This window comes from Pseudomonas syringae KCTC 12500, from assembly GCF_000507185.2.
Lineage (GTDB): Bacteria > Pseudomonadota > Gammaproteobacteria > Pseudomonadales > Pseudomonadaceae > Aquipseudomonas > Aquipseudomonas syringae.
The window spans coordinates 4,577,359-4,602,795 of the sequence record NZ_AYTM02000002.1 but is presented as its reverse complement, the minus strand read 5'-3'; the positions used below and the strand labels follow the sequence as shown (position 1 = coordinate 4,602,795).

Below are 25,437 nucleotides of genomic sequence, written 5' to 3'. Positions count from 1 at the left end.
TCAAAAGCATTAGCAGTTCAGCGGCCTTCTTTAAAAGCTGAAGGCCGCCCAACGACAGTACGGGCTTCAGACTTATTTGAATAGCAGCAAAGTGACACCAAGTAGAATGACAGTAATTATTGCTTCTTTTCGAGAAAGCGAAAAGCAAATGGCCATCTGCACAACGACAGCTATGGTTACGACCAAGCCCCGAAAAACTGCTCTGTTGTTAGACTCATCTTGAATCGGTAAGGATAGATTATCAGGTGATGGCGCGAGACCAGGTGGTGACGCGAGCATACTGGGATCCATCCAATCATATTCAGATCCCTGAAAGAGCACATACATTAGCAGACAGAAACAATAGATACCGTACAAAAAAACTCGTAGCAATACGCTTTTAATTTTCATAGTTATCACATCGCAAGTTGTTTGAGGCGAGACCAAAAATTGACGATGAAGTTACCGTAACGCATATCTTTTTTTATCTCATCTAACGACCAACTTGTACCTCGATTATACCGAGCACCGATAACTCGCACCTCCTCCATTCCGATGGTAGAAAAGTGATCATAATCAGCGAGCATACGTATGTGCTTTGCCGCAATATCAATATTATAGATATCAGTTTCAATACAATTAGCCAAGGTCCGAAGCTGACTGATATCCATCTCATCGGGATTCATCCCTAAAGTAACAGCTGCTGTGCGAAGCTGGATGCTGACCCAACCGAAACTGGTTTTGAGTGGGGGACTAGTAATTACGGTTGGCAGATTACCCAAGTGGTCAAAAGCTCTGACTTCAAAGCCTATCCTGTCCACAATATTTGGGTCGCCGCCAACCTCAATCCAACAAACTCCGGCCAACAGTTCAATAGGGAGGTAGTACTTAGCTGCTGCCGCCTTGATATATGATTTATTATGAACTACCCAAGCATCTTTGAATCGTCTTGAATAAGCGGTGCCACCGCCCAAACGCTCGGGCCATGCTTTCCAAATGATTATATCAAGCAAGGTCCAAGTGGGACTGTTGTTTGACTCTGGCGTGCAAAATTCGTCCATATGTTCATCCGTGACCAGCTTGCAAAAGCTTACTCTAACATTAACCTTTGCCGTAAGTGCAGTCACTAGTGGCCCAGCTACGGACAAAAATCAAAATACCCCCCAGCACCAAAGGCTCCCAATTTGATAACCAGCTCACCGCTGACATCAGCCTTTCCCTTTCTCTGGTTTTGGAGCGGCAGTTCGGTGCCAGCGTCGGCCAGTCGCTTGACGAGCCTGCGCCTACCGTCACGGCCGGAGGTGGAAGTAAAAGCTCTGCCGTATCGCTCAGACTCTCCCCAGGTCATGAGGAAGGCGCACTGCGCGTCGCCGCGTTCCTGATCAGCTATTACGGAACCGAGAACGTCAGCAGCGCGGGCGAACCAGCGCCCACCATCACGACCAAGGATCGCTTGGCGCTGGTCACCGTGATGGTCAAGGGTACGCCCTACGTGATCGTAGACATCTGCCTTCGAATGCTCAAACCGTCCGAGCTGTACAAGGCCCAGGGCTTCCCGGCCGACTACGTCATCACCCACGGCGCCGACGGCAAGCCATTCACTAAGACCCAGCAGGTGCACATGTGCGGCAACAGCGTCAGCCCTCCGCCGATGGCCGCACTTGCCAAAGCAAACGATCCATGGCGGCAGATCTAACTCTGCAGGGAGGCAGCATGAGCCGCACAGGGGGGCGTGACAGAGCGCGCAAACAGCTCACCGAAACTTTGGCGCTCATGAGTGACTCCGTGGCTCTTCTTGCCAAGTCGCGCTCGCTGATCGAGCACATCGATACACCGGACGCAGCTCAGTATCTTGCAGATCTGGAGGCTTTTTGTTCCCGCCCGTTTCCAGCACAGGTCGACCAGCACCCTAATAACCAAGCTGTTGATGCGTTCGCTGCCGCAATGAAAACCAAGCTTGCCAAGGCCCGCGCTAAAGGCCGTCATGGCTGGTGCGAGTCATGGGTGCAGGATAAGCAACTAGCCGAGCTGATGGTTGGGCATATTCCCAAGGGCAATGCTGGCAACTTTGAGGACATCGCGAACTTCGCCATGATGCTGCATCAAAGGGGCGCGGATCCGATGGAGCTGTCACTGGCTTTCGACAAAGCCAAGCTCGGCCGGGATTTAATGGCGCGTGTTGAGCATGCGCTCGAGGAGGTGACCAAGCAAATCACTACCCAACCAGCAAACCAACAGAGCGAGCCAGTGGCTTGGGATGTGCTCTCAAGCCGTGGGAGTTGGTGCAAGACTGTGAGAGGGCTTCAGACAGCCTTGGCAGCAGAACAGCGCGGCGTCAAGATAGAACCGCTTTTCCGCCGCGCCCAACCAGTTATAGCGGATGTGAACGAAAGAGCGACGAATCTCGGCCCAGACATGAGGCATACCAATGACGGCGTTGAACTCGTCACCTTGAGTGCAATGGCCAGCGCCCATGAAACCCGCTCTGTAGGTGACTTGAAGCAGGTGAAGCCATGAATACTCTGTTCCTATTGATGGCCCAGTATGACGGCCAAGCCGTGATCCCCCTAGACCGAGTCTGCTCCGATTATATGCATTTAACTGTCGAAAAATTCAAACGTAAAAGGCTAGACGGCGAGATAGATATCCCTGTTGTACGCCTCGGCGCTGACAGTCAAAAGGCCGCCCTAGGTATCCACCTCAAAGACTTGGCTGATTACATTGACCGACAACGAGAGAAGGCAGCCAAAGAGCAAAATCAGCTCATGGGGAGAGCAGCCTGACAAGATACTTTATCTCCCGCTACATTCTATTTTTAGAGTCTCCAAAATCAGCCTGCCCCTCCCTTCGTGGGTGAGGGACAGGCTTTCTGGCAAAAAGACATGCCGCACGAGGGGTAACCAGTCGACCATCTGCAGCAGGACAATGTAATATGCGACCTGCTTGCATCCTAAATATAATTCAAAAGAAGGTGGGTATGGTCAACCAAGCAAGAAATCATCACTACGTTCCACAAGCCTATCTACGGGCTTTCACAGACGGCGGGTCAAAAAAATCCACACTATATGTATATAATGTAATTACTGGAGATAGATTCGAAACGATTCCTCGTAACGTATGTGCTATCCGAGATTTCAACAGAATTTCAATACCTGGATTCCCGAGTGATTACATAGAATCCGAGATGGGAAAGTTCGAGTCATTGATTGTCCCTGCAGTTATCCACATCGAAGCCGATAATGAATTTCGTGGTGAGCCTAAATCCTGCATTCTGAATTTGATCGCACTGTTGGCTACACGACACCCTGCTAGAAGAGAAACTACCCGAAAGTTTCATGAAAAAATTGCAAAGATGACTATGGGCATGGTTCTACAAAATCGTGAGCGATACGAAAAAACTATTTCAGACATGAATAGTAACGGTGTCGCCGCAAGCTCAAAAGCCACATACGAGGAAATGAAAGATTTTGTGGCTAAAGGCGAGTATGAGATAGAAGTTACAACAGAGCATCACATTAATTTGGAGGGGAAAATGCAGGAGGCTGCACTAGAGGTACTTCACCAAAGAAACTGGAAACTTTTTAAAGCAAGTAGGGAGGATGGACACTTCATAACAAGCGATTGGCCGGTCTCCTTGGAGTGGACCAATCCAGAGACCATACCCCCTTTTTATCGGAGCAGCCCAGGCCTCGGATTGAATGGCACGGAGGTGGTGTTTCCTTTGACTAAAGAATTGGCACTGCTAGGAACATTCGATGGCAAAGATGAAACACTCCAAGCGTCCCCTCATCTAGTTGCCGCCTTCAATTCAAGGACGCTTAGATTCAGCAGAAACCAAGTCTACTCACCAAAGCGCTGGTTTCCGGCGCTCTCGAGCGGCGCAATCGTTTCAGGCGCTGAACTAATCCAAGGATTGAGTCGCTAACCGGTAGGGCCCAAGTGGCCCAATACTGACTAAACTTACAAAGAATGGGAACGGCAGAATGAAAAACCACAATTCAGATCGGCGAAAAAAACATGAAAGAATAATATCAAAATTTTACCTTCAAAGAGTTCTTTTTTATCAGAGCATCTAGACTACCTTTACCCCAATCAAGCGTGCTCAAATGCCTGAGAATGTGAGGCAACTCCGAACTATTCCCTACTTGACCGTTCGCAGCCGCAATTCGTATCAAACTATCAGCTTGCTTATAAGTAGGTTGGGAATCTTGAAACTTTAGCCTAATAGTACGACCATATCGGTTCGCTTCAGCGAAGCTTGATGAACCTTGATAAATCTCCAAAAGCCTATCGATCACGGCGGGAGGAGGGTCAAACCAGCTCGACTCATCTATCTCATCATAAGTTGCCTTCTTAACTCTTTTTTCAATTGCAAGAAGAAATTCTTTAGGAGAGTCATCTACCAAATAAAACCAATCTAGTTCGCTGTAAAGGCTGGACGGAGCATTTTCAACATAAGTTAAAAACCGTAGCCTCTCTGCTTTTGGCAAGACCTTCCACATTCCTAGCTCGTTGAATCTTGCGAAACGGATGACAGCAAAGTTCATCGCGTCTTCTACACGCAATGGTTCTACAATCTGCTTGACGCAATTCGAAAAAAACTCCTCCCATAACGCTGGATGCATTATTTTTAAAGCCGATAGCGCGAGAGCGCACTTCCCGGGTTGGACAGGGGCATCACCTACTCCGATGATCACTTTAATTAATATCTTCAACAAGTTACTCATAAGAGCTGACCTGCAACGCTTCAATGGACCTGCTTCAAAAAGCGTTACGACATCATCAAGACTGCTGGGAAAAAATTTAGAATCCAAATCGTTCAACACCCTCTCTAGCGCAGCTTTTCCTTGAGCTGCAGGCTTGGAAAGTATAGATATTACCGCATTGTGTATATGCAACCTAGACAGCTCCGCCGATGCAACAAACACTTGATTATCAGAGACGTGAGAAGGATGCGCACACCGATTGCGATCTTCAACGAGGCGTACAAGATCCAAATACTCTAAATGGGAAATGAACTCAAACTTATCCTTGGCCATGAGTGGCAAGTCTTTCTCAAAGGCCAGCGCGCCGGATAAGTTGTTGGCCTTTTGAATTGTTTCGAACCGTGTTAACTCAGCCTGAGCTTCTTTATCCCCACCTGCGGCTAACTCTTTGATTTTATCGACCAAGTCAAAAGCTACTGCAATCCAGCAAGCCACCACCGAAGAGCGATAAGCACCAGCTTTATAGCAACGGACGGCCTCTTCAATATATTTTCGTGATCGTGGATCCTCGCAGCTCAAGATCAGTTCGTCAAGGTCGCTTAGCATAGTTTCTCTTCGTTATAATAGACAGTTATGAACTATCGCACATGGAGAAATTTGTTGCAATCAGGATCCAATTCAAAGTCAACCACATCTTCCCAAGCCAGCGAAGGTGCGCGAGATAGGAAAGGATGCTGTCAGACGCAGCTATGAATTGGAGAGGATTGTCTCACCGCCAACAATCTAACCGATAATCAGAGACAAGATTTCGGTCGAAAAGCCCCACATTCCCTAGGCACAGTATCTCTCGTCAACTATTATGCTGAGCACCCGCGCCAAAATTGGTACATTTAGAGCGGTCAGATCTTTTCATCCCAATAAAAGCTTGGGATTCGGCCGGAGTATGTCCAATCCATCATAGGGGCGACGGAGAAGCGGCGGGACACTGTTGCAACCGGATCGCCTATGTTTGCTGAGGCTTCGTTGTTTTCGATGTTCATGTGGATTGGTCTTTTACGCGGCGGGTTATCGCCATCCCTTAGCTGGCCCCAACAACATGCATCATTGAGAGGCGGCCAGCGAAAAAATGGCTCAATTGAATCGAGCGATACGCGGGACCACACCGTGGCCCGCACGCAGAGACGCGGTCAATCGGGAAAGGCCGATAGTTTATCAGGAAAGCGACAGTTCTGATGACGTGCTGATTTGCAGCCGGATTTCAGGCACGGGAGTTGAACGTGTCAAAAAGCGCCAACGGCAAAGGCATTTTCCGGGCGTGTTTTTCCAAGAATATTCTGCTCGCAGACAGCATTGACGCTCCTCACAACGCTGGTACTTATTCTGGAAAGGACAGCTCTGGAAATGCGATCGTTGTTGGAGATTACAGACATCCGTATGGCGGGCAATGCGGGAAGCAGCGAGCTTGTGATAATAGGCGTATCGCCCGGAATGAGTGATAACTCGCCCACGCCGATACCTACACCAGCACTGATGGCATTGAAAACGGCAAAATTGGACTCTGAGGTGAATCGTATCTCGGACGCCATCCCGGCAAACTGCAAGGATTGGACAGAGACCTCTCGGCATATACAACCATCGGGAAAATGCACCAACGGTATCGGATGCCCTGCCCTGATCAGCCTGGCATCGCCGATCCAGTGCAGTTCTTCACGCCTGATGTATTCAGAATGCTCCATGACCCGAGATTCCGGCACTGCGACAACGGCCATGTCCAGTCGACCCTGGTCGACGTCGTCTATCAAGAACGACGACGTCTTGCAGACCAGCTTTATCTTGAGATCGGGGTTTGATCGAGACAGGGCTTTTACAATCCCTTGCAGGAAAAAGAGTGCGTAATCATCCGGCATGCCCAGACGCAATTCGCTATCAGGGTTCTTGTTCTTCAAGCGGAACAAATTGTCATGCATGGCGAGAATCTTTTCAGCGGCCGCCAATACTTCTTCGCCAATGACCGTCAGCCGAAAACCGTCGTCGCCTCTGACGAACAACTTCAGTTCCAGAAGTGCTTCCAGCTTTTTTATCTGCATACTGATAGCTGGTGGAGTTTTGCACAGCGCAACCGCAGACCGCGTGATACTTCGAGTTTCGCTCACCGATTTGAACGTGCGCCAAAGGTGCGTATCAACATCAAAGATTCGAGACATCCGTTTTCCCTGTTTACCCGGTGCAAAGCGGATGGTCGACTTTGCTAACCGGGTGTTTTCCCGCTCCGGGGTTTTTCCACTGCACCCCGGCTTTCCTTCCCTCTATAGTTAGGCCATTTGGCGGGTATTCGCAAAGTATTCCTGAGCATCAGAGGAAATAGGGTTAAAAAACGACGGGCTGAATCGATTTTCTGCGCCCCGATCATCTTTCTGACCATTCATTTACAGATGAAAACTTCGGTACGTCCAGACTCCCCTCCGCGGCACGGATACCGAGCTTCTGTCAGGAAGCCTCTTCCCGCAACGCGACGCCAAGCGCCTGCAGCAGAGGCGTATTTTCACAGGCGATGTACGTGACCTCTGCGTCCTCTGATGTATTGACGTGTTTGTGCCAACGCCAGACGGGAATATAAACGGCGTCTCCAGCTGTCCAGGCAACGAGCGTCTCTCCTACCATCGAAAAACCGGTGCCTGAAATGATATAGATGATGGTTTCATAGTTATGCCGATGCAGGCCCGACCCTTGCAGCGGCTGCAGCGCACCGAACGTCATACTTATCGACCTGGACGGCAGGTCGACAACATGAACTTCGTGCTTTCTTGTTTTGCTGAACGCGTCCAGCGTGGTGGTTCTGACGCCTTCATGTAACAGCGTGCCCACGTCCTCGCCAGCGGCCAGACTGGCGGGAACATGCACGAAATCACCGGAAGAAAAAGTAGGGTTATTCATGCTCACCTCAAAGTTTATCGAGAAACTCAAGTCGCGCCTTGATCATCATGACGGCGGCGTGCCGGACTATTTCAAAACGAGTCGGTTTTTCCATCACCAGACGCGACAGAATCGCCAACAGGGTGTCCGCGTGACCATCGTCACATTCGATATGCAACGTGAAAAACCTGAGCCTCTCTGCAGCAACGCCCTGACCCGAGAAGCCAGTGACAATGTCACTGTACAGATGAGGAACAATGGCCTCAGCCCCCAGGCACAACGCCGAGAGTCCATAAATACCATTGGGCTGTTTGCAGAAGTCCATCATTGTATCGATGAGGTGCTGCGTGGAAGGGAGCGTGGCGTGCGCCTCCAGGTTCAGGTCGAAGGAGCACAACATCTCACGGTAGATAGCCGAATGAGTGGGTTCGGCGACTTCACCAAAACCCAGTTCTTCGAAAAGATTTTCGAACACTGCCAGAATATCTTCATCACCCTCAAGATGACTCATTAACTGGCAGATGTACCGCGTGAAATAACGGCTGTATTTTCCTTGTTGCACGAGAAAGCTCTTCAGCCGGTCTATCGGCATGCTTGCCGCACGGCACTGAACCAGAAAAGGATGATCGAAAACCTGCTGGATCAGTTCGTCTCTTAATTGTGCAAGCTCTTGCAGGATGAACTCATTGCCCAACGCACGGGCAGCCAATGTACGGGTATCTCCAACCATTAAATCCATCAGGCAATCCCTCGCGATGATTCGTTGTGTAAGGTAGAAAGGTAGGCACGTTTCAAGATGTCCAGTCCGCGCTCTAGTACAGGCAGATCGATGGTCAGTGGCGGCATCAGCTTGAGCACTTCATTCAAGGGGCCACAGGTTTCCACAAGCAGACCTTGGGACAGGCATTCTGCAGACAGTCTGCTCGCACGCCGTGAGTTGCCAAATCTCAATCCCATAAACAGCCCTCTCCCGACAATGCGGACAGCCTCGGGGGGCGAATGAGCAATTATTTTTTCCAGTGCAAGGCGCAGGACGGCGGAACGTTGCGCTATCGAGCGCTCGAACGCGTTGTCTTGCCAATAGCTCAGTGCCGCCGCAGCCGTCACGAATGCAGTGTTGTTTCCACGAAAGGTGCCATTGTGTTCACCGGGCGCCCACTGATCGTGCTCCGGTTTTATCAGCACCAGTGACATCGGCAGACCATAACCGCTGATGGACTTTGAAAGGCAAATGATATCGGGGGATATATCGGCAGATTCAAAACTGAAAAACGTGCCCGTACGACCGCAACCGGCTTGAATATCGTCAATGATCAGCAGCGCGCCTGAGGCCTGGCACAGCCGTTGAATTCTCTGTAACCATTGCGGACGCGCGCAATTCAAACCGCCCTCGCCCTGCACAACTTCCAGAATAATGGCTGCCGGCGGCTCGAAACCTGCGCCTGCTGAGGAGAACATCGTTTCAATGATATGCGCGCTGTCAATGTCACGCCCCAGAAATCCGTCATAAGGTAGCCGAACGACGTTTGACAGCTCTACGCCAGAGACGGCTCTTTTATCGGCGTTGGCGGTCAGCGCCAGCGAGCCCAGCGTGACGCCGTGAAATGCATGGGTAAACGCAGCGATGGAAGTGCGTCCGGTGATCTTGCGGGCCAGCTTCAAGGCGGCCTCGATTGCATTGGTCCCCGTGGGCCCGGTGAACTGCAGTTTGTAGTTCATTCCCCGCGGCGTGAGGATAATCCGTTCGAACTGTTCGATAAACCGAGACTTCGCAGCGCTGTGAAAGTCCAGGGTGGTCGTGATGCCGTCCTGCTGAATATAGTCCAACAGCTCTTTTTTCAAACGCGGGTTATTGTGGCCATAGTTCAGTGATCCGGCCCCCGCAAAAAAGTCGATGAACTGCCGCCCCTCGACGTCTTCGATCACTGCGCCTTGCGCCGTCGCAAACACAACGTCACAGTCGCGACAATAAGAACGCACATTCGATTCACGCTCGTAGATAGCCATTGATGGGTTCATGTCTGCTTCCCTTGCCCAGAAAAATTAAACTACGCTCGCGCCATGATGTAATGGCCCAGGCTTTTCTCGGGCCCGTAAAATATCGACAGCATGTCCTTGATGTCTAAATGCAGAACCGTACACTCTGACGTTTCATGCAACTCGTCTCGAAAGCGAATGTTCAAGTCACGGAACCCCATGTGGGCCAGTGCTTTTATCGGTGTGTGCGGTGTATCGATAAAACAATTGGCAAGGACGTCGTAGTTTTTTTCTTTCAGGCAATGTTGCAAAGCCGCTTTTACCAAGGCAGCAAAAATACCGTAGGGGTAAGCCGAAAATATCTGATCGCGGTGCCTGGCCGGAACCATGAGTCGCGCACATTCGATGAGCGCGCCTTGCGCGGTTGCCCGTATCCCGGAAATATCGGCAAAGTTGTCGATGGGCAGACCTTGGTCCCCGTCGATAATCATGCGCATGACCCCCACGGCGGCTCCCTCTTCGTCAGTGGCGAGCAGGTAGACCGAGTTGGCATGGTAGCGATCATTACGAGGATCGGTGTCATCCCCGTCCAGCCAACCTAACTCCTCGCTGTACACTTCCTGCCAAACAGCCTTGACCAGGGCGAGTTCGATATCAGAGTTTGCAAGTAGCACGTTACCTTTGAAGTCCTTCGACGTGGCATCGTCAAAGGGCAGTGTCGATCCGTTCATGTTGTGCATTCCATAGCGTGTAGGTATAGGAAACTGCCATTATTGAAACAATCATTGCGACTGCACTGATGACACCTACGACGGGCGCGTCAACGAACTCGAGAAGTGTTCCCAGCAGGAAAGAACCTATCGGACTGCCCCCCATGAAAAACAACATCAGTAACGCTAACACCTGAGCTTTATTACCTGAAGGGGCATTTTCCTGAATCAGCGTCTGCCCCATGCTGAGGGCAATACCGCCCAGAAACCCCCAACTCAATACCCCTAAAAACAGAATCCACTCTGTGAGCACGGATGGGATAACCGCCAGCAGTAACGACGCGAGCAGGCAGGAACTGATCAGTGCCCGTAATTTATTTTCTATCCCGCCCTTGACGGTCAAGACAATGACGGAAGCGATCAACCCAACCATAAACACAATATTGAACAGCGCCAACAACGAGGCGTCGTACCCCGGCAACCGGGAAATATGCAGGGGTAACATGACGAAAAACGAGCCCAGAAAAAACACACCGATCAGGCCGTTCAATAACAGTACCGGGAAGATGACCGGGTGCTGAATGGAAAACCGCAGCGCGGTACGGGTTTCAGCGATCAGGCCGGAATGAGGCTTGCTGGGCGTGGTCACCGAAATATAAGAGGCGGCCAGGGACGACATCCCGAACAGAAACGACAACAACAAGAACATCAGACCGACGCCCACCTGTGGTGCAATACCTCCAATGGCGAAACCCACCGTCTGAATCCCAAACTCAATCCCGATGTTTATAGTGACGATCTTTTGCAACTGTTTCTTGCCCAGTACATTCAAGTAAAGTTCTCTGGCGGGCGCACAAAAGGCCGACAGCACGCCAAAGGCCAACGCATACACCAGCACGTTGGCGTAGGTTATTGCGGACTGGTAACTCCATACGGCGAAGACCAATGCCGTCAGCGCGCCACCCAGGTACACGCAGACCAATAACCTGCGCACCGGTTTGCGATCGGCAACATAACCGCCATAGATCACCAGCAGCAGCACCGGCAACATCAGGCACATCTGGGCGATGCCAAATTGAAAGGCCGATGCATGAACGACGCTGATCAGTACCCAGGGCAGAAATACGCTTTGTATCCCCACACAAATGAACCACAGACTGGAGGCCAGGAGGAACCTGGAAATATTGTGCCGTTCCTGAGTATCGAGCACTTCGTTCACGGCGCCTTCCTCAAAGGGCTGGCCCCGATCGGGGCCAGCTGGTTCAATTGACATTGAAGTGTTTGCGATGCTCCTCGGGGTTTGCCCACGTACCGTCGAACTCATAAATACCGTTGTCGAACGTAGAGCCGTCGAACCAGTAATACTTGGGCATGGGAGGAAGTTCGGTGCTGTACGGTGCGCCCTCCAGGTCGCAAAGCATCAGCGCTGAACGACAGAGAATCAGGTAATGCGAGGCCGTCGGTGCCACGGAAAGAATAGGCACGTTTCCTGTCTCTTTCATCCAGCTGAAAATATCGGGAATGCTCGGAAAACGAGGCTGATAAGAGGCTTGAAGCATGACCAGCCTTTCTACCAGCTCAGGCGTCATCTGCGCCTCTTCCGGAATATCGTAAAAATCCTCCAGCGTCAGGCCTGCCTTGTCGAACTTGTAGATGTTGGCGCCCCAACCGACCACCGAGGATGCCAGCAAGCCTTTGCACTTGGCTGAGTGACGGTACGCCCTGTGCAGTGCATAGCGCTCGGCAATGCTGTAGAAGTCCATTTGATCCAACACCAGATCACAGTCTTCCACAAACGCTTCAGCGGTGTGCTTCTGTATACCCTCCGGAAACACATCAACGCTCACGTCCCCCGCCAGCCGGTGAACCAGCTCGGCAACCACCAACGCCTTGTTACGACCGACGGTTTCCACTGAAGCACCAAACTGTCGGTTGATATTGCTGATGTCGAAAGAATCGGGATCGGCAATTTTGATATGCCTTACACCCAATCGTGCCAGCCCGAGGGCCACGGCACCGCCAATACCCCCTGCGCCAGCGACGCCGACAACAGCATTGGAAAGCTTACCCTGATTGGCCATCTGCTCCAGTGTCGAGTTGCCGAGAAAACAACCGCTGCGTGAAACCCGCTCGTTGTATACCTGCTCGTCAAAAACGCCTGGAAATTTAACAATGCGTGCTTTCTTCAACATGATCTGCTCCTTGCTTTAGTTGCGGCCGCCGCAAAAACTACAGGCCAGTGACAATCGGTTATATGAGCCTTCCAGAAAAACCCGTACTTCGCGATAGAGTTCGAAACGCTTTTTTTCAAATAACATGGCGTGGGTGCCTTTATCGATCAGCACGTACCGTTTACTGGAAGCATTGCTCAGGTGTGTGTACAGCCAGTCGATATCCGCCGCGGTGGTCAGCACATGATCATAATCCCCGCGTGTAATTAATACGGGCACCGTGATTGTGGCAGGGTCCCAATACACGCCATGCCAGGCATCGTAGATATCCTGGGCAAAGCCTCCGGGTACTTTAATCATGTTCTTTTGATGCGCTCTTTCCAGCGCTGCATCACCGGGCCAGTTTTTTATAAACCCTTGTTCAAGCTGCGTCTCGGTGCCCGCCGGACGGTCTTCTTCTATCATGGACAATCGCTTGTCGACCGGAATCTCATAAAAGCTCTTGTCGGGTCTTTCGGCACTGCCGAACAAGCCTCGGACAATCTCCGGGCTTGTGGTATCACGCCGGACGATGGGCGAATTGAACACGACCTTGTCTACTTTTTCGCCGTGCGCGCTCAGGTAATACCCCACCGGTATCGCGCCCCTGGACGTGGCGATAATCGTCAGTTTTTTTGCACCGGTAAACTTCAATACATAGTCGACGGCGGCATCAATCACGGGCACCAGGCTTTTGGCATTGCCCACCGACTCACCGTTGGCGTTTGGACTGGCCTCGCGCATTTCCGAATAATCATCAGAGCGACCATACCCCGGCAGGTCCACCACCCAGGCCTCGCGCCCTGAATTGGCGACGTCTTGGGCCCAGGAATAACCGTCGATGGCGTACCCGGCCGAGAGATTACCTGAAATGGTTGCGCCATGAATAAACAGAACAACTTGTGACTCTTTCATTGTTTGAGCGTGGGTCCCTTTCGGCGAATCACGCCAAAGTGCCATCTTCATCGCGTCAGTTTTTAGCGTGACGGTATGAACTTCCACACCGTCTATATTTGCGGCTGAACTGGCAGGCAGTGGCGCCGCGCTCACCATTAAAGCGGTGGTACAGGACGCAATAAACAACGCAGCAGAAGCAATCCTTTTCATCAGTCGACGTCCTTGCGATAAAGTGGACAAAAGCATTCCACAGGGGCTGCGTGTTGTCTGTTCAAACTTTTTTAAGCCCCTTCATTTTTTTTTAATCATGCGTGCTGCGAAGAAGACTATGCTTGGCCCTTCAGGGAGGCGCCATGAACACCAGCCAGGCATTCAGAAAGTTACATGAACGCAATGAGTTATTCGTCATGCCCAATGCATGGTGTGAGGGAAGCGCGCGCCTCATTCAGCAGTTGGGCTACGCCAGCCTCGGCACCACCAGCGCGGGGATTGCCTATGCACAGGGCTACCGCGATTCATCCCCCTCGATGGACCATGAAGATCGCTTTGCGGCGATTGAACGCATCGTTAGGGCAGTGGACATACCCGTGACGGCAGACCTGGAGAATGGTCTGGCGAAAACACTGGGCAAGGTCGAGGAGCATTTCAGAAGAGCCCTGACCGTCGGCTGCGCAGGTGCATCCATTGAGGATATATCCGACTATCATGACCCGAACACCCCGCTGTATTTCTCTATCGAAGAAGCGTGCGATCGGGTACGCGCTGCGAGTGAGGCCGCCCACGCGCTCGATGCCGATTTTATCGTCACCGCCAGGACCGACTATCTGCTTGGAGCGCACGAGTATTCGTTGACCGAGGTTATTAAACGGCTGGTCGCGTTTGAAGAAGCAGGAGCCGATTGTCTGTTCGCACCCGGCTTGAAGTCGATCGAGGACATTGAGGCGATTCAGAGAGCGCTCAGCAAACCTCTCAACGTCCTGCCTGTTTTCGGTATGACGATTGACAGACTCAGGACAGTAGGCGTTCGCCGGATCAGCCTGGGCAGCTCACTGTTTCGTAACGCCTACCGGCAGATCTCGACTGTTTTACTTGGATTGGAAGAACCAGAGGGACTGGATTTTCTACAATCGGGACTGAGTCTGAATCAGCTCGATGAAGTGATGCGTTAATCAGGATCGAGTGTTTGCATGGAGCATACATGTGATATCCGATAGAAACCGAAATGCCGTTATTGGTCTCGAGAACGGCGTGACGATCAACCGTAGCTCCTTTCGTCTGGCCTGGCGGACGCTGACGTTTGGTAAAGCAGAGCAGTTGGCAACTGAGATGGCAGGCGTTGAAAACTTACCCGTTTCAACGACAGGCCTGGCGACGGTACTGAGCCCGGCCATGCGGCTTTTTGATGGGTGTGCAGACATGGGTCTATGGGACGATGATACTTATGACCTGTTGATCATTCGTCTTCCCCCCGACGGCAGCAGATCGGACACCTACAGGCATCTCATCCGTGTGGCACGTCAGGGTGTGATTATCCTGCGCTGACTTTCAGGCCATGACGGGCGCGTTATCAGGGACAGGCAGCTCTGATCCGGATGCTCTTCAGTTGCCTCGCAACTCTATCGCCGCTATGCGACCTCACTCCGCATTCAACGGAATAACGACCGCAAACGTAGTCCCCAGATCCGCTTTCGATGTCACCTCGATACGCCCGCCGTGCGCATCGACAATCCTGTCGACGATGAACAGACCCAGCCCCAGGCTTGAATAAGGTCCGTTATCGGTCATTTTTTCGGGTGAGTAGCGGTCCATCGGGTTGAAGATGAACGGAAGCACGTCTTCGGGAATCGGGCTGCCGGTATTGTGAACGGTAAAGCGCAGCTCGCTCTCCGAGACGGCCAGCGTTACTTCGACGGGATCGCTGCTATTGCCATGCTGTATGGCGTTGCCGATTAGGTTGGAGAAGACCTGCTCGAGGCGATCGCCATCGAAGCGACCAATAACCGGGTCGTCTGAAGTCAGGCGAATGTCTGCTTCCGGGTGGACGGTACTCGACTCTTCAACGATGCGAGTGCAGATGGGTTGCATGTCTACTTCGGTCTTTTTCAGCGGGATGCCGGGGCCGATCTGCGAACGCGTGAAGTCAAGCAAATCGCCAACGATCTGGTTGGCGCGCTTCACGCTGGAATAGATCCTCGAGGCGACCTTGGTTGGACGAGCGCCCAGATCATGGGTGCGCAACAGCACGTCGGCACCCAGCAGTATCGCGCTTAGCGGGGTGCGCAAGTCGTGCCCGAGGATGCCCAGAAAGATATTGCGTGACGCCTGAACCGCGCCTGTGTAGCTGGTGATGGACTCGGCAAGTGCCTGATCTATTGCCTCGTTGAAGCGGATCATGTCTTCGATCTGCTGTTGAGCGTCCTGCGTCTCTCGCGACATCCACTGCTTGATCACGCTCGCCCGCAATGCCCGAAACTCCGAAACCACCTGATCGATGGTGAAGCCCGACATCAATCGAGTGATCGCGTGGCTTTTCGCTGCAGTCTGTTCATTTGACACACCGTGGCCCTGGGATTTGTCGACCTGTTGCTGCAACGATTGATCCGTTTGCAGATCAGTGGCGATGGCGCGCAGCATTTGCTCGGCATGGTCTCTGAGCTCCGTGGTATCCAGAGGCTCGCCGAGCGCGGACAGGGTGCGCGCGAAATCGGTCCACTCGCGCACGATAGCTTCGATGTTCTCGAGGATGAAGCCTGATAAACGCATAGCCATTCAAACCTGACATGAACCCCGCAGATTGCGGATTCGTAGGGTAAGCCAATGCATCCGTCCCTATCCAGCGGACAAATAACGTCTGGAGTGAAATTCACGCAGGCAGGAGAATAACGGAATACCGAATCTAATCGGCAAGTGCCTGTAAACGAGCCTGAACTGCGTCGTCGAATATGATGTAAAGCGCTTCGGCATCGGCTGGACGCAGCTTTCTGCTGGTCTCAAGACCGTGAATGTATTCGATCTGCAACGCCGCTTCGGCTTCCACGTCGGCGCAGGTGCTGGTTGCGTCGAGCGCTCTTACCAGATCACTGATTGCTCCCTGTACAGGCTTGGGGAGCCGTAACTGGTCAAGTCGTTCTTGCATGCGCTCGGTATTCCGCTAAAAGCCAAAGAGTAGGAAGCAGATCACGCAGCGGCGTGCAATGCAAGGACATGCGTCTGTTCATCGATGAGCTGATGATGCAGCGCGGCCCTCCAGTAGATTTTTCACACTATAGGTCACCACGCCCAGGATGATCAGGTCATCGTTGTCGGTGACATGCAGTGGCGGGTAATCCGGGTTTTGCGATTCCAGAATCACCACATCACCCCGCATGTGCAAACGTCGGCAGATCTGCAGTGCATTGAGCGAGGCAACGACGATGTCACCGTGCTCGGCGTACTGGCTGCGGTCGACCACCAGCATGTCTCCGCTGCACATGCCGCCCCCTTGCATGCCTTGATCTTCGATCCTGGCCAGGTAAGCGTGCGGCTCACGGACCTCACAAAGCTCGGCAATCGAAACATGCTTCTCGACCACTGGCGATCGGGCGCCAACGGACGACAGCGATATGAACGGGAGCTTGATGCCCCCTGCCGACAATGGGCCAAGGAAGGTAACACTCATGAGGCGAGCCTTTTATGATTTACTGTATACATATACAGTTAATCGTTTATCGGCGCTCAGGTCAATCGCGATGCCCGATACCTCGACAGATGGCGCGGACCGGAGACCACGCCTTGCCGCCCTCACCTCACAGGCCCTCAGGGTGTCGCATCGCCCTTCGACAGCTGCGTAATCAACGCGACGGTCAGGTAAAGCCTGGGCGCAATGCTCGACAACTCAATGTATTCATCGTCGGCATGCAGGCCCGCGCCGACCACGCCCATGGTTTCGAGCACCGCCGGTTTTGCACTGCCCGGTACGTAGGCATAGCCCGCGTCGGTACCGAAACGCATGGCAATCGGCTCTAAAGTTCGGCCTGTTTTCTGGTAAAGCGTCTGCGCGGTTTTCGCCAACTGTTCGGAGCCAGGGTTTCTGGCCAACGGCGGTCGGCCTTTTTCCATTTGCAAGGTCACTTCGGTGCCATCGACCAGCGTCTTCTTCACCATCCTTTGGCCATCAGCCAGTACGCGATCGCTTTCACTGAGATCGGAATAGCGCATGTCCGCCTCGGCCGACGCGCTGGATGGAATGATGTTGCGCTTCTCCCCGCCCTTGATCAGCGTCCAGTTGACGGTCGTGCCTTTGTCCGGGTCGCCGAGGTCCTTGAGCTGCAGCAGTTGGTGCGCAAGCTCGATGGCCGCATTGCGTCCGGCCTCGGGAGCGGAGCCAGCGTGTGACGACTTGCCTTTGACATCGAGAATCAGCCCATTGATGCCGTTGGTGGCAACAGTGACGGCATCCTTGTCAGGCGGCTCGTACGAAAACACGTAGTCATGCTGGCGAGCGAGTTCGGCGATGACTTTTTTCGAGCCGCTGGAGCCGGTCTCCTCGTCCGGGTTGAAGAGCACAGTGAGCGTACCGAACGCCTTGAACTGCTCATTCTGCAACAGTTGCAGCGCGTGCAGAATCATCGCTACGCCGCCCTTGGCATCTGCCACCCCCGGGCCATAGGCGCGCTCGCTGTCGAGTCTGAAGGGACGCTTGGCGGCGGTGCCCGGCCCAAACACCGTGTCGTAGTGAACCATCAACAGAAAAGACCGCGTGCCGTTGCCTTTGAAGGTACCGACGATATTGTCTCCCGCCGAAGGCTCTGCCGGCGTGGTGGAAACTTCTGCGCCCAGCGCCTTGAGACGTTCGACCAGCATTGCGCTGACGGTCTTCAGCCCGGTTGCCTGGCCGGTGCCTGTGTCGATATCGACCAGTTGCCGGACCGTGTCGAGGTAGGCCGGTTGTTCGGCCTGGGCTTTTTTCAGCAACTGATCGGGCGACAGTTCGGCGGCGCTGGCAGCCATGGAAAACAGGCCCATTGAAGCCAGGGAAAGTCCGATTGCGGCAGTGATGGGGAAGCGTCGTGAATGCATGCTGGTTCCTTCAGATGATCGCGAGTTGAACAGCATCTTTACCCCAATGCGTTGCTCGACGCCACAGGCGAGGCTCGTGCAACAAATATGTATGAGGATGTAACTGAGAGTGATTAGCATTTAATTAAATATGAAAAAGTTGTTAGTCTCGCCCCGCCGCTGCCCGTCACCCCGGTCGAGAGGCGCGTCCTCTGCCAGATGTATCACCACGTCCTCAGCCATTGCAGGAATGACCCTAATGCTTCGTCCGTTTCCCCCTTCGCTGACCGGTCTTGTAGTCCTTGGGCTTTCAGCCGCCGCAGTGGCAGCCCCCGTCCAACTCGATCTGCCCGCACAGCCGCTCTCCAAATCGCTGACACAACTGAGTCAGGCAAGCGGCCTGCAGATATCGGCTGATGACTCCCTGATTGCAAGCAAGCAGGCCCCGGCTGTAAGAGGCAGCCTGGAACCGGCTCAGGCACTGAGCCGACTGCTGCTGGGCAGCGGCCTTGACGCCCAAGTGCAGGGCAATGCCGTGAAGGTATTCCAGCCAGCCAGTAATGGCCCCATGACGCTGGGCAACGTGGATATCAGCGCTCAAACGGGAATCGCTGGAATGGCCACTACAGAAGGCAGTGGCTCGTATACGACCGGCTCGATGAGCAGCGCGACCAGGCTGCCCCTGTCGATTCGCGAGACGCCGCAGTCGGTGAGCGTGATCACCCGCCAGCGCATTGAAGATCAAGGCATGAACGACCTCAATGATGTCGTCAAATATGCACCCGGCGTGACGCTGCGCAAGTTCGGCTCGGACCGTCAGCAATTTCTGGCGCGCGGCTTTGCCATCGATAACCTGATGTATGACGGTCTGCCGACAATCGTCAGTACCTTTACACTGGACACCATTTCCGGTGCCGATCTGGCCCTGTACGACCGCGTCGAGGTGGTGCGCGGGGCGACGGGGCTGATGACCGGTGCGGGCAGTCCATCGGCGACGCTGAACCTGATCCGCAAGCGTCCCACCACGACTCCGCAAGTGAGCGTGACCACCAGTGCAGGGAGTTGGGACCGTTACCGTACCGAAGTGGACGCGTCGAACCGGCTCAACGATTCCGGTACGTTGCGCGGCCGGGTGGTGGCGGCCTACGAAACGGGCAACAGTTTTGTCGATGAGCGCGATAAAGAGCGCCAGACGTTCTATGGCGTGCTGGAAGCCGATCTCAGCGAATCGACCACCTGGACCATCGGCGCCTCGAGGCAGCGCGATGACGCGACCTCCGACTGGGGCAGCCTGCCATCCGGTCCGAACGGCGAGAATCTTGACCTGCCACGCTCGACGTTCCTGAGCAACGACTGGGCCTACTGGGACAGACACAACGTCAGCCTTTTCACTGACCTGACCCATCATTTCGACAACGGCTGGAGCAGCAAGCTGGCAGCGACCAGAATCTGGGCGGAGTCCGACATGTACTCCAACTACCTGACCGCCAACGGCACCGGCTACGGCCAGGCAGCCGGCCAGTACGACACCACGGATGTGCAGACCAGCCTCGACGGCTCACTGTCCGGCCCGTTCCAGCTGTTTGGCCGAGAGCATGAGGTGATGCTCGGGGTCAGTCGTCGCGAAGAGAAGTTCGATCAGAAAGGCGGCTTCTACGGCTCCACGCCAATCGATATCCATCACTTCAATCCCAACGTGATTGCAAAGCCAGACCTTGCCACGCGCACGGCCTATGTCAGCCAGAACACCGCCACCGAGGAAGGCGTCTACGCTGCCGCGCGTTTCAACCCGATTGATCCGTTGCACCTTATCGTCGGCAGCCGGGTGAGCTGGTACGACTACCAGAATCGTTCGGCCAATAATGGCGACTACAAGGTCATCCGCGAAGTCACGCCCTACGCCGGTGTTGTCTATGACCTGAACGACACCTACTCGGCCTACGCCAGCTATACCGAGATTTTCAAGCCGCAGAATCAGCTGGACGTGGGGGGCGGCGTGCTTGACCCGATGACCGGCGAAAGTTATGAAATCGGTCTGAAAGGCGAATACTTCGACGGCAGCCTGAATGCCTCGCTGGCAGTCTTCGACATGACCCAGGAAAACCGCGCGTATGCCATCGTCAACCCGCCAGCCGCCTGCCAGCAGCAAAATCGCGTCTGTTACGAAGCCGCCGGGGAAGTGCGCAGTCGAGGTATCGACGCAGAAATAACCGGCCAACTGACACCTGACTGGCAGGCCTCCGCTTCCTACACATTGGTGTTGAGCCAGTACGTCAAGGACCGAACCAATGACAAGGGCGACCTGTTTGCGCCCAATCAGCCGAAACACCTGTTCAAGGCAGCGACGTCCTACCACCTGCCCGGCAACCTGAACAAATGGCGCGTGGGTGCAGATGTCCTGGCACAAAGCGAGACGTACAACCGGGTCGGCAACGGTCACTCCGTGCAGGATGCCTATGCGGTCGTGGGGCTGATGGCAGGCTACCGGTTCGACGAGCACTGGGACGCGCGGGTCAATCTCAACAACGTATTCGACGAAAAATACTGGCAAGGCATTCCGCTGGCAACCGGCAGCGGCGTTTACGGTGACCCGCGCAACCTGATGGTCTCGCTGAAGTGGTCGCTGTGAAACCTGCAGCGTGCAGGCCGCTCGGCAGAGGTTAAATTCATATCAAGGGAACAAGCAGTCGGTGCGAGGCTCAAAAACAGTCTAGACAAAGGTATTCACGACAATGCCGTCCCTCAGGGCCTATCATCGGCAGCAGTAAACGCTGCGGCCTTGAGTGGTCGGCAGCGCTCGGGTAATGTCATCCAACCGCACAGGACAGAGCACGCTCATGACTTCCAAGCTGGATCAACTCAAGAAATTCACCACCGTTGTTGCTGACACCGGCGACTTCGGCGCAATCAAGAGCCTCGAACCCGAGGACGCCACCACCAACCCTTCCCTGCTGCTCAAGGCCGCTTCCGACGCGAACAACGCCAAGATGCTGGGCAAAGCGTTCGACGGTAGCAAGGGCGACATCGGCCTGGCCTGCGACCGTTTTGCAGTCGCCATCGGTCAGGAAATTCTCAAGGTGGTTCCGGGTCGCGTATCCACTGAAGTGGATGCACGCCTCTCCTTCGACACCCATGCCCTGATCGAGCGCAGCAAGCGTTTGATCGGTCTGTACGACGCCGCTGGCATCAAGCGTGATCGGGTGCTGATCAAACTGGCAGCTACCTGGGAAGGTATCCGCGCAGCCGAGAAGCTCGAAAAGGATGGCATCCAGACCAACCTGACCTTGCTGTTCTCCTTCGCCCAGGCAGTCGCTTGCGCCGAGGCCGGGGTGTTCCTGATTTCGCCGTTCGTGGGCCGTATCTACGACTGGTACAAGAAGTCGACAGGCACCGACTACACCGGCGCAGAAGACCCGGGCGTGCAGTCGGTATCGCGCATCTACAACTACTACAAGGCCAACGACTTCAAGACCGTGGTCATGGGTGCGAGCTTTCGCAACCTGAACCAGATCGAACAGCTGGCCGGTTGTGATCGTCTGACCATCAGCACCGACCTGCTCAAGAAGCTGGCTGAGGACACCGGCACTCTGGAACGCAAGCTTGCACCGGGCAACGCCGGCGAAGCGCGTCAGAGCCTGACCGAGAGCCAGTTCCGCTGGGCTTCCAACGAAGACGCCATGGCCACCGAAAAGCTGGCTGAAGGTATTCGCCAGTTTGCTCGCGATCAGGAAAAGCTGGAAGCACTGCTCTCCGCCAAAAAAGCCTGAATATGAAAAGGGCGACACCTTCGCAGGTGTCGCCCTTTTTGCTGCCTGCCGTTCTGAGATCAGAGAGACAGACGCAACTGATGCCTAGCGCTGACCTTCCAGTGCATTGACCAGATCATGGAACGCTTCACGATTGGAGTCGTTGAGGCCCATGAGGATCTTGTGCGCTTCAAGCACCTTGGCTTTCACCACTTCTTCGCACTGGTCCTGTGAAGGCAGATCAGTCAGGCACTCAGGCCGCGGCAGAGGCCGGTCAACGATGTTGAAGACCTGATCGAAGCCCATCGACTGCAACAGGCGCGTGATGTCCTCGTGAGTGGTCACAAGGGTCGGCAACAGGCCTACCTTCTGGCGTGACAGAATCGACAGTTTGGCCAGCAGGCCAAGCGTTGTGCTGTCAATGCTGCGGGTTTCGGTCAGGTCAATGACCACCGCCGAGAAATTCAGCGCAGTGAAGATGCGCTCGATAGTCGCATCCAGTGCCGAACACAGCGTCAACCGCACTTCACCCACGAACTTGAGAACGAAGGTGCCTTCCTGCTCGGCGAACTGGATTCTACCGGTACTCATTCAAGATTCCTGCTTAACACTAACAAGGCGATATCATCCGGCATCTCCCCTAGCGTTGCCAATTCAAAAACCCGCTGCAAGCCATCCAGGCTGCCGCCAGCCGTCTTGACCAATTCGGGAAGGACGGCTTCTTTCTCTTTGAGTGTATCACCGGGTAACAAGTCCAGTATGCCATCAGACAACATGGTCAGACTGAAGGACTCGGGCAGATCGATTTCATGATCCTGGTAAGTCGCCTCGTTGAACAACCCTACCGGGAGTCCACGACCTTCCAGATAATGCGCCTGCCCTTCGGAATACAACACAGGCAATGGCAGGTGTCCGCCCACTGCGTACGTCAGTTTACCTGACTCTTCGTCGATGACACCGCCGACCATCGTAACGTGCTTGCCCAGCTTGCAACTGATAAGGCCACGGTTGATATGTCCCAGCACATCCGACGGCTTGAATTCCGGAAGCGTTCCACCACGCTTGGACTCGAACAGCAGCCGCGTGGTCATGAACTTCAGCAGCACGGTAATGAATGCCGATGACGCGCCATGGCCTGAAACATCGGCCAGATAGAAAGCGACGCGCCGTTCGTCGACCCTGAAATAATCGACAAAATCGCCGGACAGGTACAACGACGGAATGATCTGGTGCGCAAACTTGAACGCGTCAATCGACCAGGGCGTGATCGGCAGCATGTTCATCTGCACTTGCCGACCTGCGTCCTGGTCTTCCTGCAACAGGTGAAGGCTGGCTTCGAGCTCGCGATTGGCTTTTTCCAGCTTCTCGCGATAGACCTGGTTTTCAGTGAGCAAGCGAGCACGATCCAGCGCACGACGCACCGAATGCTCGAGTACGGCAAGATCTTCGAGAGGCTTGATCAGGTAGTCGGCAGCGCCGAGGCGCAAGGCCTCGACTGCATCGCTCATCACGCCCGCGCCGGAAACGACGATGACAGGCGTCTGCGGCGCGATGGCGGTGACCTGACGGATCAGCTCAAGCCCGCCCATCTGTGGCATGCGTAAGTCGCAGACCACCAGATCGGGGTTCTCCTGCTCGAATATCTGGATTCCCTGCAAGCCGTTACTCGCTTGCAGAACGCTGAAGCCACTGTCTTCAAGGTAGGCGGCAAGGCTTGCGCGCACTACGTCGTCGTCATCGATAATCAGCAGCTTGGCACTGGTTTTTGGCATGGGGGCAAACGGCGCCAGATCAGGTTGGCGTAGGCGGCCCGGGATTACCGGAAGCCACTTACTGGATTCGCTTCTAGCCTCTCCGCAATAACACGCAACAACTTGATAAGTCTGTCGTGTTTCAGAGGTGCCCTTCAAGGCGCAGACGGTACTCCCATCCGACGGGTGTTTCAAGCATGCTCCTACCCTCACTTTGCGCTCTTTACATCGCAAATCACCCAGAGTTATAAGAACTCACAAATCAGCAACTAAAACGAAGGACTGTACATGAGTCGAAATGATCGCGACTACGAGGAAAAGCGGGATTACATCCGCATGCGCGTCGATGCAGACGTCAACCTGATCCACGCCGGCCAGGTGATCCCTGCCGTATGCATTGACCTTTCCAGTTCTGGCATGCAGGTTCAGGCGCCACGCTCGTTCCAGGTCGGAGACAAACTCGACGTGCGTATTGATTCTGACCATCCTGCACTCAAGGGGCTTGAAGCCGAAACCGAGGTGGTCTGGGTGAATGATGAAGAAGGTGGTGGACAGAAACTGGGGCTTTCAATCGTCTCGATGAAGTGAAAACGGGCGGAACCGGTTCACACTTTTACAAAATAATAAAGGCGACCCAAGGTCGCCTTTATTGATTCATGCAGAGGCAAAGTAGCGATTAAAAATCGTCTTCGACCTTGCCATCCTTGACCTTGAACTCGCGGTTCTGCAAATAGGCATTGCGAATGAAGGTGTAGCGATCGCCACTGACCATGCGCTCGGCAGACAGCAGGCTGGCACGCGTATCGATCAGGTTGACGCCCAGCGCCGTGTTACGGGTCGGGACGTGATCGATGTAGCGGTAGGGCGAGGTGTAGGTGTCCGGGTACTTGGCAAACGCATCACGTACGGTGCTTGGCCCCAGCAACGGAATGACTACGAACGGACCGCTCGGCACGCCCCAGTAGCCCAGCGTCTGACCGAAGTCTTCATCGTTGCGTTGCAGGCCCATGCGGGTACCTACGTCGATGAAGCCCAGCAGGCCGAAGGTGGTGTTGACAATCAGGCGCGCAGTGTCGACGCCCGCCGCTTCAGGCTTGGCCTGCAGCACGTTGTTCGCCAGGTTGCCGACATCGCCGATGTTGCTGAAGAAGTTATGGATACCGTCTTCGACGAATTGCGGTGCGATGTACTGATATCCCTTGGCCAGCGGCTTGAGCGTGTAAGCATCAAGAGTATCGTTGAAGGTAAAAATGGAACGGTTGATACCTTCCCACGGATCGTCCTCGGCGGCCTGAACGGCTACGGGAACCAGCGCCATGCCGGCACACAGGGACAATTGCACCAAACGTTTGATAAAGCCTGCACCGGTCACGGGCATAGCTGACACTCCTGATCGAGATATCGAAATAATGACGCGGGTGCTACGCCCCACACGCTAGGACAGGGAGTATAAAGCCTTCTGTCGAGAATAAGGCAGGTCTGTCAGCAAAGGGTTCCGCATAAACTCCGTC

Annotated in this window: 27 protein-coding genes and 1 pseudogene; 9 read left to right on the top strand and 19 right to left on the bottom strand. The window is 54.1% G+C overall.

From position 1 onward, the window contains the following. Window positions 1-72 precede the first annotated feature (72 nt). Window positions 73-390, bottom strand: a complete 318-nt coding sequence (locus tag V476_RS29195) for a hypothetical protein (RefSeq protein ID WP_308457698.1) — start codon at window positions 388-390, stop codon at window positions 73-75. Between the two features lie 5 nt (window positions 391-395). Then, on the bottom strand, window positions 396-1,040 hold the full coding sequence (locus tag V476_RS20795) for a hypothetical protein (protein ID WP_024959249.1): 645 nt from the start codon (window positions 1,038-1,040) through the stop codon (window positions 396-398). A gap of 170 nt (window positions 1,041-1,210) precedes the next feature. On the opposite strand from V476_RS20795, the pseudogene V476_RS20790 reads away from it, so the two are divergent. The 4 genes and pseudogenes from V476_RS20790 to V476_RS20775 form a co-directional block, all read left to right on the top strand. Further along, window positions 1,211-1,675 (top strand): annotated as a pseudogene (locus V476_RS20790) (DNA cytosine methyltransferase); the annotation flags it as partial. A 17-nt stretch (window positions 1,676-1,692) separates the two neighbouring features. Further along, window positions 1,693-2,496 (top strand): hypothetical protein, encoded by an 804-nt coding sequence (locus V476_RS28975; RefSeq protein WP_024959247.1) that lies wholly within the window; start codon window positions 1,693-1,695, stop codon window positions 2,494-2,496. Next, entirely contained in the window at window positions 2,493-2,762 is a 270-nt protein-coding gene (locus tag V476_RS20780; protein WP_005754792.1) for a pyocin activator PrtN family protein, read from the top strand. The genes V476_RS28975 and V476_RS20780 overlap by 4 nt, the downstream gene beginning before the upstream one ends. A 194-nt stretch (window positions 2,763-2,956) precedes the next feature. Further along, window positions 2,957-3,904, top strand: a complete 948-nt coding sequence (locus V476_RS20775) for a DUF4238 domain-containing protein (RefSeq protein ID WP_032628763.1) — start codon at window positions 2,957-2,959, stop codon at window positions 3,902-3,904. A 106-nt stretch (window positions 3,905-4,010) separates the two neighbouring features. Here the strand turns inward: V476_RS20775 and V476_RS20770 are convergent, their stop codons facing one another. The 10 genes from V476_RS20770 to V476_RS20730 form a co-directional block, all read right to left on the bottom strand. After that, on the bottom strand, window positions 4,011-5,291 hold the full coding sequence (locus V476_RS20770) for a hypothetical protein (RefSeq protein ID WP_027902991.1): 1,281 nt from the start codon (window positions 5,289-5,291) through the stop codon (window positions 4,011-4,013). Window positions 5,292-5,584: 293 nt separating this feature from the next. Continuing rightward, complete coding sequence (locus V476_RS28320) at window positions 5,585-5,725, bottom strand: hypothetical protein (RefSeq protein WP_154232057.1); 141 nt, start codon at window positions 5,723-5,725, stop codon at window positions 5,585-5,587. Between the two features lie 240 nt (window positions 5,726-5,965). Then, window positions 5,966-6,889 carry a LysR family transcriptional regulator gene (locus V476_RS20765; protein WP_024959244.1) on the bottom strand — a complete coding sequence of 308 codons (924 nt, stop codon included), beginning with the start codon at window positions 6,887-6,889 and terminating at the stop codon, window positions 5,966-5,968. A gap of 283 nt (window positions 6,890-7,172) precedes the next feature. Continuing rightward, window positions 7,173-7,619, bottom strand: coding sequence for a cupin domain-containing protein (locus tag V476_RS20760; protein ID WP_004404790.1), 447 nt, complete (start codon window positions 7,617-7,619; stop codon window positions 7,173-7,175). Between the two features lie 7 nt (window positions 7,620-7,626). After that, window positions 7,627-8,337, bottom strand: coding sequence for an iron-containing redox enzyme family protein (locus tag V476_RS20755; RefSeq protein ID WP_024959243.1), 711 nt, complete (start codon window positions 8,335-8,337; stop codon window positions 7,627-7,629). Further along, window positions 8,337-9,617 (bottom strand): diaminobutyrate--2-oxoglutarate transaminase, encoded by a 1,281-nt coding sequence (gene ectB, locus V476_RS20750; protein WP_032628740.1) that lies wholly within the window; start codon window positions 9,615-9,617, stop codon window positions 8,337-8,339. The genes V476_RS20755 and ectB overlap by 1 nt, the downstream gene beginning before the upstream one ends. 29 nt (window positions 9,618-9,646) lie before the next feature. Beyond that, window positions 9,647-10,306: a GNAT family N-acyltransferase gene (locus V476_RS20745; RefSeq protein WP_024959241.1), complete on the bottom strand. Its 660-nt coding sequence runs from the start codon at window positions 10,304-10,306 to the stop codon at window positions 9,647-9,649. Continuing rightward, a complete protein-coding gene (locus V476_RS20740) occupies window positions 10,281-11,504 on the bottom strand; it encodes an MFS transporter (protein WP_024649016.1) in 1,224 nt (407 codons plus the stop codon). Before V476_RS20740 ends, V476_RS20745 begins: the two co-directional genes overlap by 26 nt. A 43-nt stretch (window positions 11,505-11,547) precedes the next feature. Then, complete coding sequence (locus V476_RS20735; RefSeq protein WP_024959240.1) at window positions 11,548-12,477, bottom strand: ThiF family adenylyltransferase; 930 nt, start codon at window positions 12,475-12,477, stop codon at window positions 11,548-11,550. A 15-nt stretch (window positions 12,478-12,492) separates the two neighbouring features. Beyond that, on the bottom strand, window positions 12,493-13,602 hold the full coding sequence (locus V476_RS20730; RefSeq protein ID WP_080278420.1) for an alpha/beta fold hydrolase: 1,110 nt from the start codon (window positions 13,600-13,602) through the stop codon (window positions 12,493-12,495). A 143-nt stretch (window positions 13,603-13,745) separates the two neighbouring features. Between V476_RS20730 and V476_RS20725 the strand changes: the two genes are divergently transcribed. Both V476_RS20725 and V476_RS20720 read left to right on the top strand, forming a co-directional pair. After that, the gene (locus tag V476_RS20725) at window positions 13,746-14,561 is read left to right on the top strand and encodes an isocitrate lyase/PEP mutase family protein (RefSeq protein ID WP_024959238.1); all 816 of its coding nucleotides are present in this window, start codon (window positions 13,746-13,748) and stop codon (window positions 14,559-14,561) included. A 79-nt stretch (window positions 14,562-14,640) separates the two neighbouring features. After that, the gene (locus tag V476_RS20720; protein WP_169737583.1) at window positions 14,641-14,934 is read left to right on the top strand and encodes a hypothetical protein; all 294 of its coding nucleotides are present in this window, start codon (window positions 14,641-14,643) and stop codon (window positions 14,932-14,934) included. 93 nt (window positions 14,935-15,027) lie between these two features. Here the strand turns inward: V476_RS20720 and V476_RS20715 are convergent, their stop codons facing one another. The 4 genes from V476_RS20715 to V476_RS20700 form a co-directional block, all read right to left on the bottom strand. After that, on the bottom strand, window positions 15,028-16,155 hold the full coding sequence (locus V476_RS20715; protein WP_024959236.1) for a sensor histidine kinase: 1,128 nt from the start codon (window positions 16,153-16,155) through the stop codon (window positions 15,028-15,030). 133 nt (window positions 16,156-16,288) lie between these two features. Continuing rightward, entirely contained in the window at window positions 16,289-16,528 is a 240-nt protein-coding gene (locus tag V476_RS20710) for a hypothetical protein (protein ID WP_003346461.1), read from the bottom strand. A 78-nt stretch (window positions 16,529-16,606) separates the two neighbouring features. Continuing rightward, window positions 16,607-17,050, bottom strand: coding sequence for a LexA family protein (locus tag V476_RS20705; RefSeq protein ID WP_024959235.1), 444 nt, complete (start codon window positions 17,048-17,050; stop codon window positions 16,607-16,609). Window positions 17,051-17,187: 137 nt separating this feature from the next. Beyond that, window positions 17,188-18,450: a M20/M25/M40 family metallo-hydrolase gene (locus V476_RS20700; protein ID WP_024959234.1), complete on the bottom strand. Its 1,263-nt coding sequence runs from the start codon at window positions 18,448-18,450 to the stop codon at window positions 17,188-17,190. A 238-nt stretch (window positions 18,451-18,688) separates the two neighbouring features. Here V476_RS20700 and V476_RS20695 point away from each other — a divergent pair, with 238 nt between their 5' ends. Together V476_RS20695 and tal are read left to right on the top strand one after the other, a co-directional pair. Beyond that, window positions 18,689-21,058 (top strand): TonB-dependent siderophore receptor, encoded by a 2,370-nt coding sequence (locus V476_RS20695; RefSeq protein WP_024959233.1) that lies wholly within the window; start codon window positions 18,689-18,691, stop codon window positions 21,056-21,058. A gap of 208 nt (window positions 21,059-21,266) precedes the next feature. Further along, entirely contained in the window at window positions 21,267-22,196 is a 930-nt protein-coding gene (gene tal / locus V476_RS20690) for a transaldolase (protein WP_024959232.1), read from the top strand. 84 nt (window positions 22,197-22,280) lie between these two features. Here tal and rssC read toward each other — a convergent pair whose 3' ends face one another. Both rssC and rssB read right to left on the bottom strand, forming a co-directional pair. After that, window positions 22,281-22,766 (bottom strand): anti-sigma factor antagonist RssC, encoded by a 486-nt coding sequence (gene rssC / locus V476_RS20685; RefSeq protein WP_003315067.1) that lies wholly within the window; start codon window positions 22,764-22,766, stop codon window positions 22,281-22,283. Then, window positions 22,763-23,947, bottom strand: coding sequence for a two-component system response regulator RssB (gene rssB / locus V476_RS20680; RefSeq protein WP_003315068.1), 1,185 nt, complete (start codon window positions 23,945-23,947; stop codon window positions 22,763-22,765). The genes rssC and rssB overlap by 4 nt, the downstream gene beginning before the upstream one ends. A gap of 267 nt (window positions 23,948-24,214) precedes the next feature. Between rssB and V476_RS20675 the strand changes: the two genes are divergently transcribed. Next, complete coding sequence (locus V476_RS20675; RefSeq protein ID WP_003315069.1) at window positions 24,215-24,514, top strand: PilZ domain-containing protein; 300 nt, start codon at window positions 24,215-24,217, stop codon at window positions 24,512-24,514. A gap of 88 nt (window positions 24,515-24,602) precedes the next feature. Here V476_RS20675 and V476_RS20670 read toward each other — a convergent pair whose 3' ends face one another. After that, window positions 24,603-25,304, bottom strand: a complete 702-nt coding sequence (locus tag V476_RS20670; RefSeq protein ID WP_024959231.1) for an MlaA family lipoprotein — start codon at window positions 25,302-25,304, stop codon at window positions 24,603-24,605. Window positions 25,305-25,437 lie beyond the last annotated feature (133 nt).

Excerpts from the sequence above, each read along its gene's own strand:
- V476_RS29195 (WP_308457698.1), bottom strand. The coding sequence starts at position 390 with ATGAAAATTAAAAGCGTATTGCTACGAGTTTTTTTGTACGGTATCTAT.
- V476_RS20795 (WP_024959249.1), bottom strand. The coding sequence starts at position 1,040 with ATGGACGAATTTTGCACGCCAGAGTCAAACAACAGTCCCACTTGGACC.
- V476_RS28975 (WP_024959247.1), top strand. The coding sequence starts at position 1,693 with ATGAGCCGCACAGGGGGGCGTGACAGAGCGCGCAAACAGCTCACCGAA.
- V476_RS20780 (WP_005754792.1), top strand. The coding sequence starts at position 2,493 with ATGAATACTCTGTTCCTATTGATGGCCCAGTATGACGGCCAAGCCGTG.
- V476_RS20775 (WP_032628763.1), top strand. The coding sequence starts at position 2,957 with ATGGTCAACCAAGCAAGAAATCATCACTACGTTCCACAAGCCTATCTA.
- V476_RS20770 (WP_027902991.1), bottom strand. The coding sequence starts at position 5,291 with ATGCTAAGCGACCTTGACGAACTGATCTTGAGCTGCGAGGATCCACGA.
- V476_RS28320 (WP_154232057.1), bottom strand. The coding sequence starts at position 5,725 with ATGAACATCGAAAACAACGAAGCCTCAGCAAACATAGGCGATCCGGTT.
- V476_RS20765 (WP_024959244.1), bottom strand. The coding sequence starts at position 6,889 with ATGTCTCGAATCTTTGATGTTGATACGCACCTTTGGCGCACGTTCAAA.
- V476_RS20760 (WP_004404790.1), bottom strand. The coding sequence starts at position 7,619 with ATGAATAACCCTACTTTTTCTTCCGGTGATTTCGTGCATGTTCCCGCC.
- V476_RS20755 (WP_024959243.1), bottom strand. The coding sequence starts at position 8,337 with ATGGATTTAATGGTTGGAGATACCCGTACATTGGCTGCCCGTGCGTTG.
- ectB (WP_032628740.1), bottom strand. The coding sequence starts at position 9,617 with ATGAACCCATCAATGGCTATCTACGAGCGTGAATCGAATGTGCGTTCT.
- V476_RS20745 (WP_024959241.1), bottom strand. The coding sequence starts at position 10,306 with ATGAACGGATCGACACTGCCCTTTGACGATGCCACGTCGAAGGACTTC.
- V476_RS20735 (WP_024959240.1), bottom strand. The coding sequence starts at position 12,477 with ATGTTGAAGAAAGCACGCATTGTTAAATTTCCAGGCGTTTTTGACGAG.
- V476_RS20730 (WP_080278420.1), bottom strand. The coding sequence starts at position 13,602 with ATGAAAAGGATTGCTTCTGCTGCGTTGTTTATTGCGTCCTGTACCACC.
- V476_RS20725 (WP_024959238.1), top strand. The coding sequence starts at position 13,746 with ATGAACACCAGCCAGGCATTCAGAAAGTTACATGAACGCAATGAGTTA.
- V476_RS20715 (WP_024959236.1), bottom strand. The coding sequence starts at position 16,155 with ATGCGTTTATCAGGCTTCATCCTCGAGAACATCGAAGCTATCGTGCGC.
- V476_RS20710 (WP_003346461.1), bottom strand. The coding sequence starts at position 16,528 with ATGCAAGAACGACTTGACCAGTTACGGCTCCCCAAGCCTGTACAGGGA.
- V476_RS20705 (WP_024959235.1), bottom strand. The coding sequence starts at position 17,050 with ATGAGTGTTACCTTCCTTGGCCCATTGTCGGCAGGGGGCATCAAGCTC.
- V476_RS20700 (WP_024959234.1), bottom strand. The coding sequence starts at position 18,450 with ATGCATTCACGACGCTTCCCCATCACTGCCGCAATCGGACTTTCCCTG.
- V476_RS20695 (WP_024959233.1), top strand. The coding sequence starts at position 18,689 with ATGCTTCGTCCGTTTCCCCCTTCGCTGACCGGTCTTGTAGTCCTTGGG.
- tal (WP_024959232.1), top strand. The coding sequence starts at position 21,267 with ATGACTTCCAAGCTGGATCAACTCAAGAAATTCACCACCGTTGTTGCT.
- rssC (WP_003315067.1), bottom strand. The coding sequence starts at position 22,766 with ATGAGTACCGGTAGAATCCAGTTCGCCGAGCAGGAAGGCACCTTCGTT.
- rssB (WP_003315068.1), bottom strand. The coding sequence starts at position 23,947 with ATGCCAAAAACCAGTGCCAAGCTGCTGATTATCGATGACGACGACGTA.
- V476_RS20675 (WP_003315069.1), top strand. The coding sequence starts at position 24,215 with ATGAGTCGAAATGATCGCGACTACGAGGAAAAGCGGGATTACATCCGC.
- V476_RS20670 (WP_024959231.1), bottom strand. The coding sequence starts at position 25,304 with ATGCCCGTGACCGGTGCAGGCTTTATCAAACGTTTGGTGCAATTGTCC.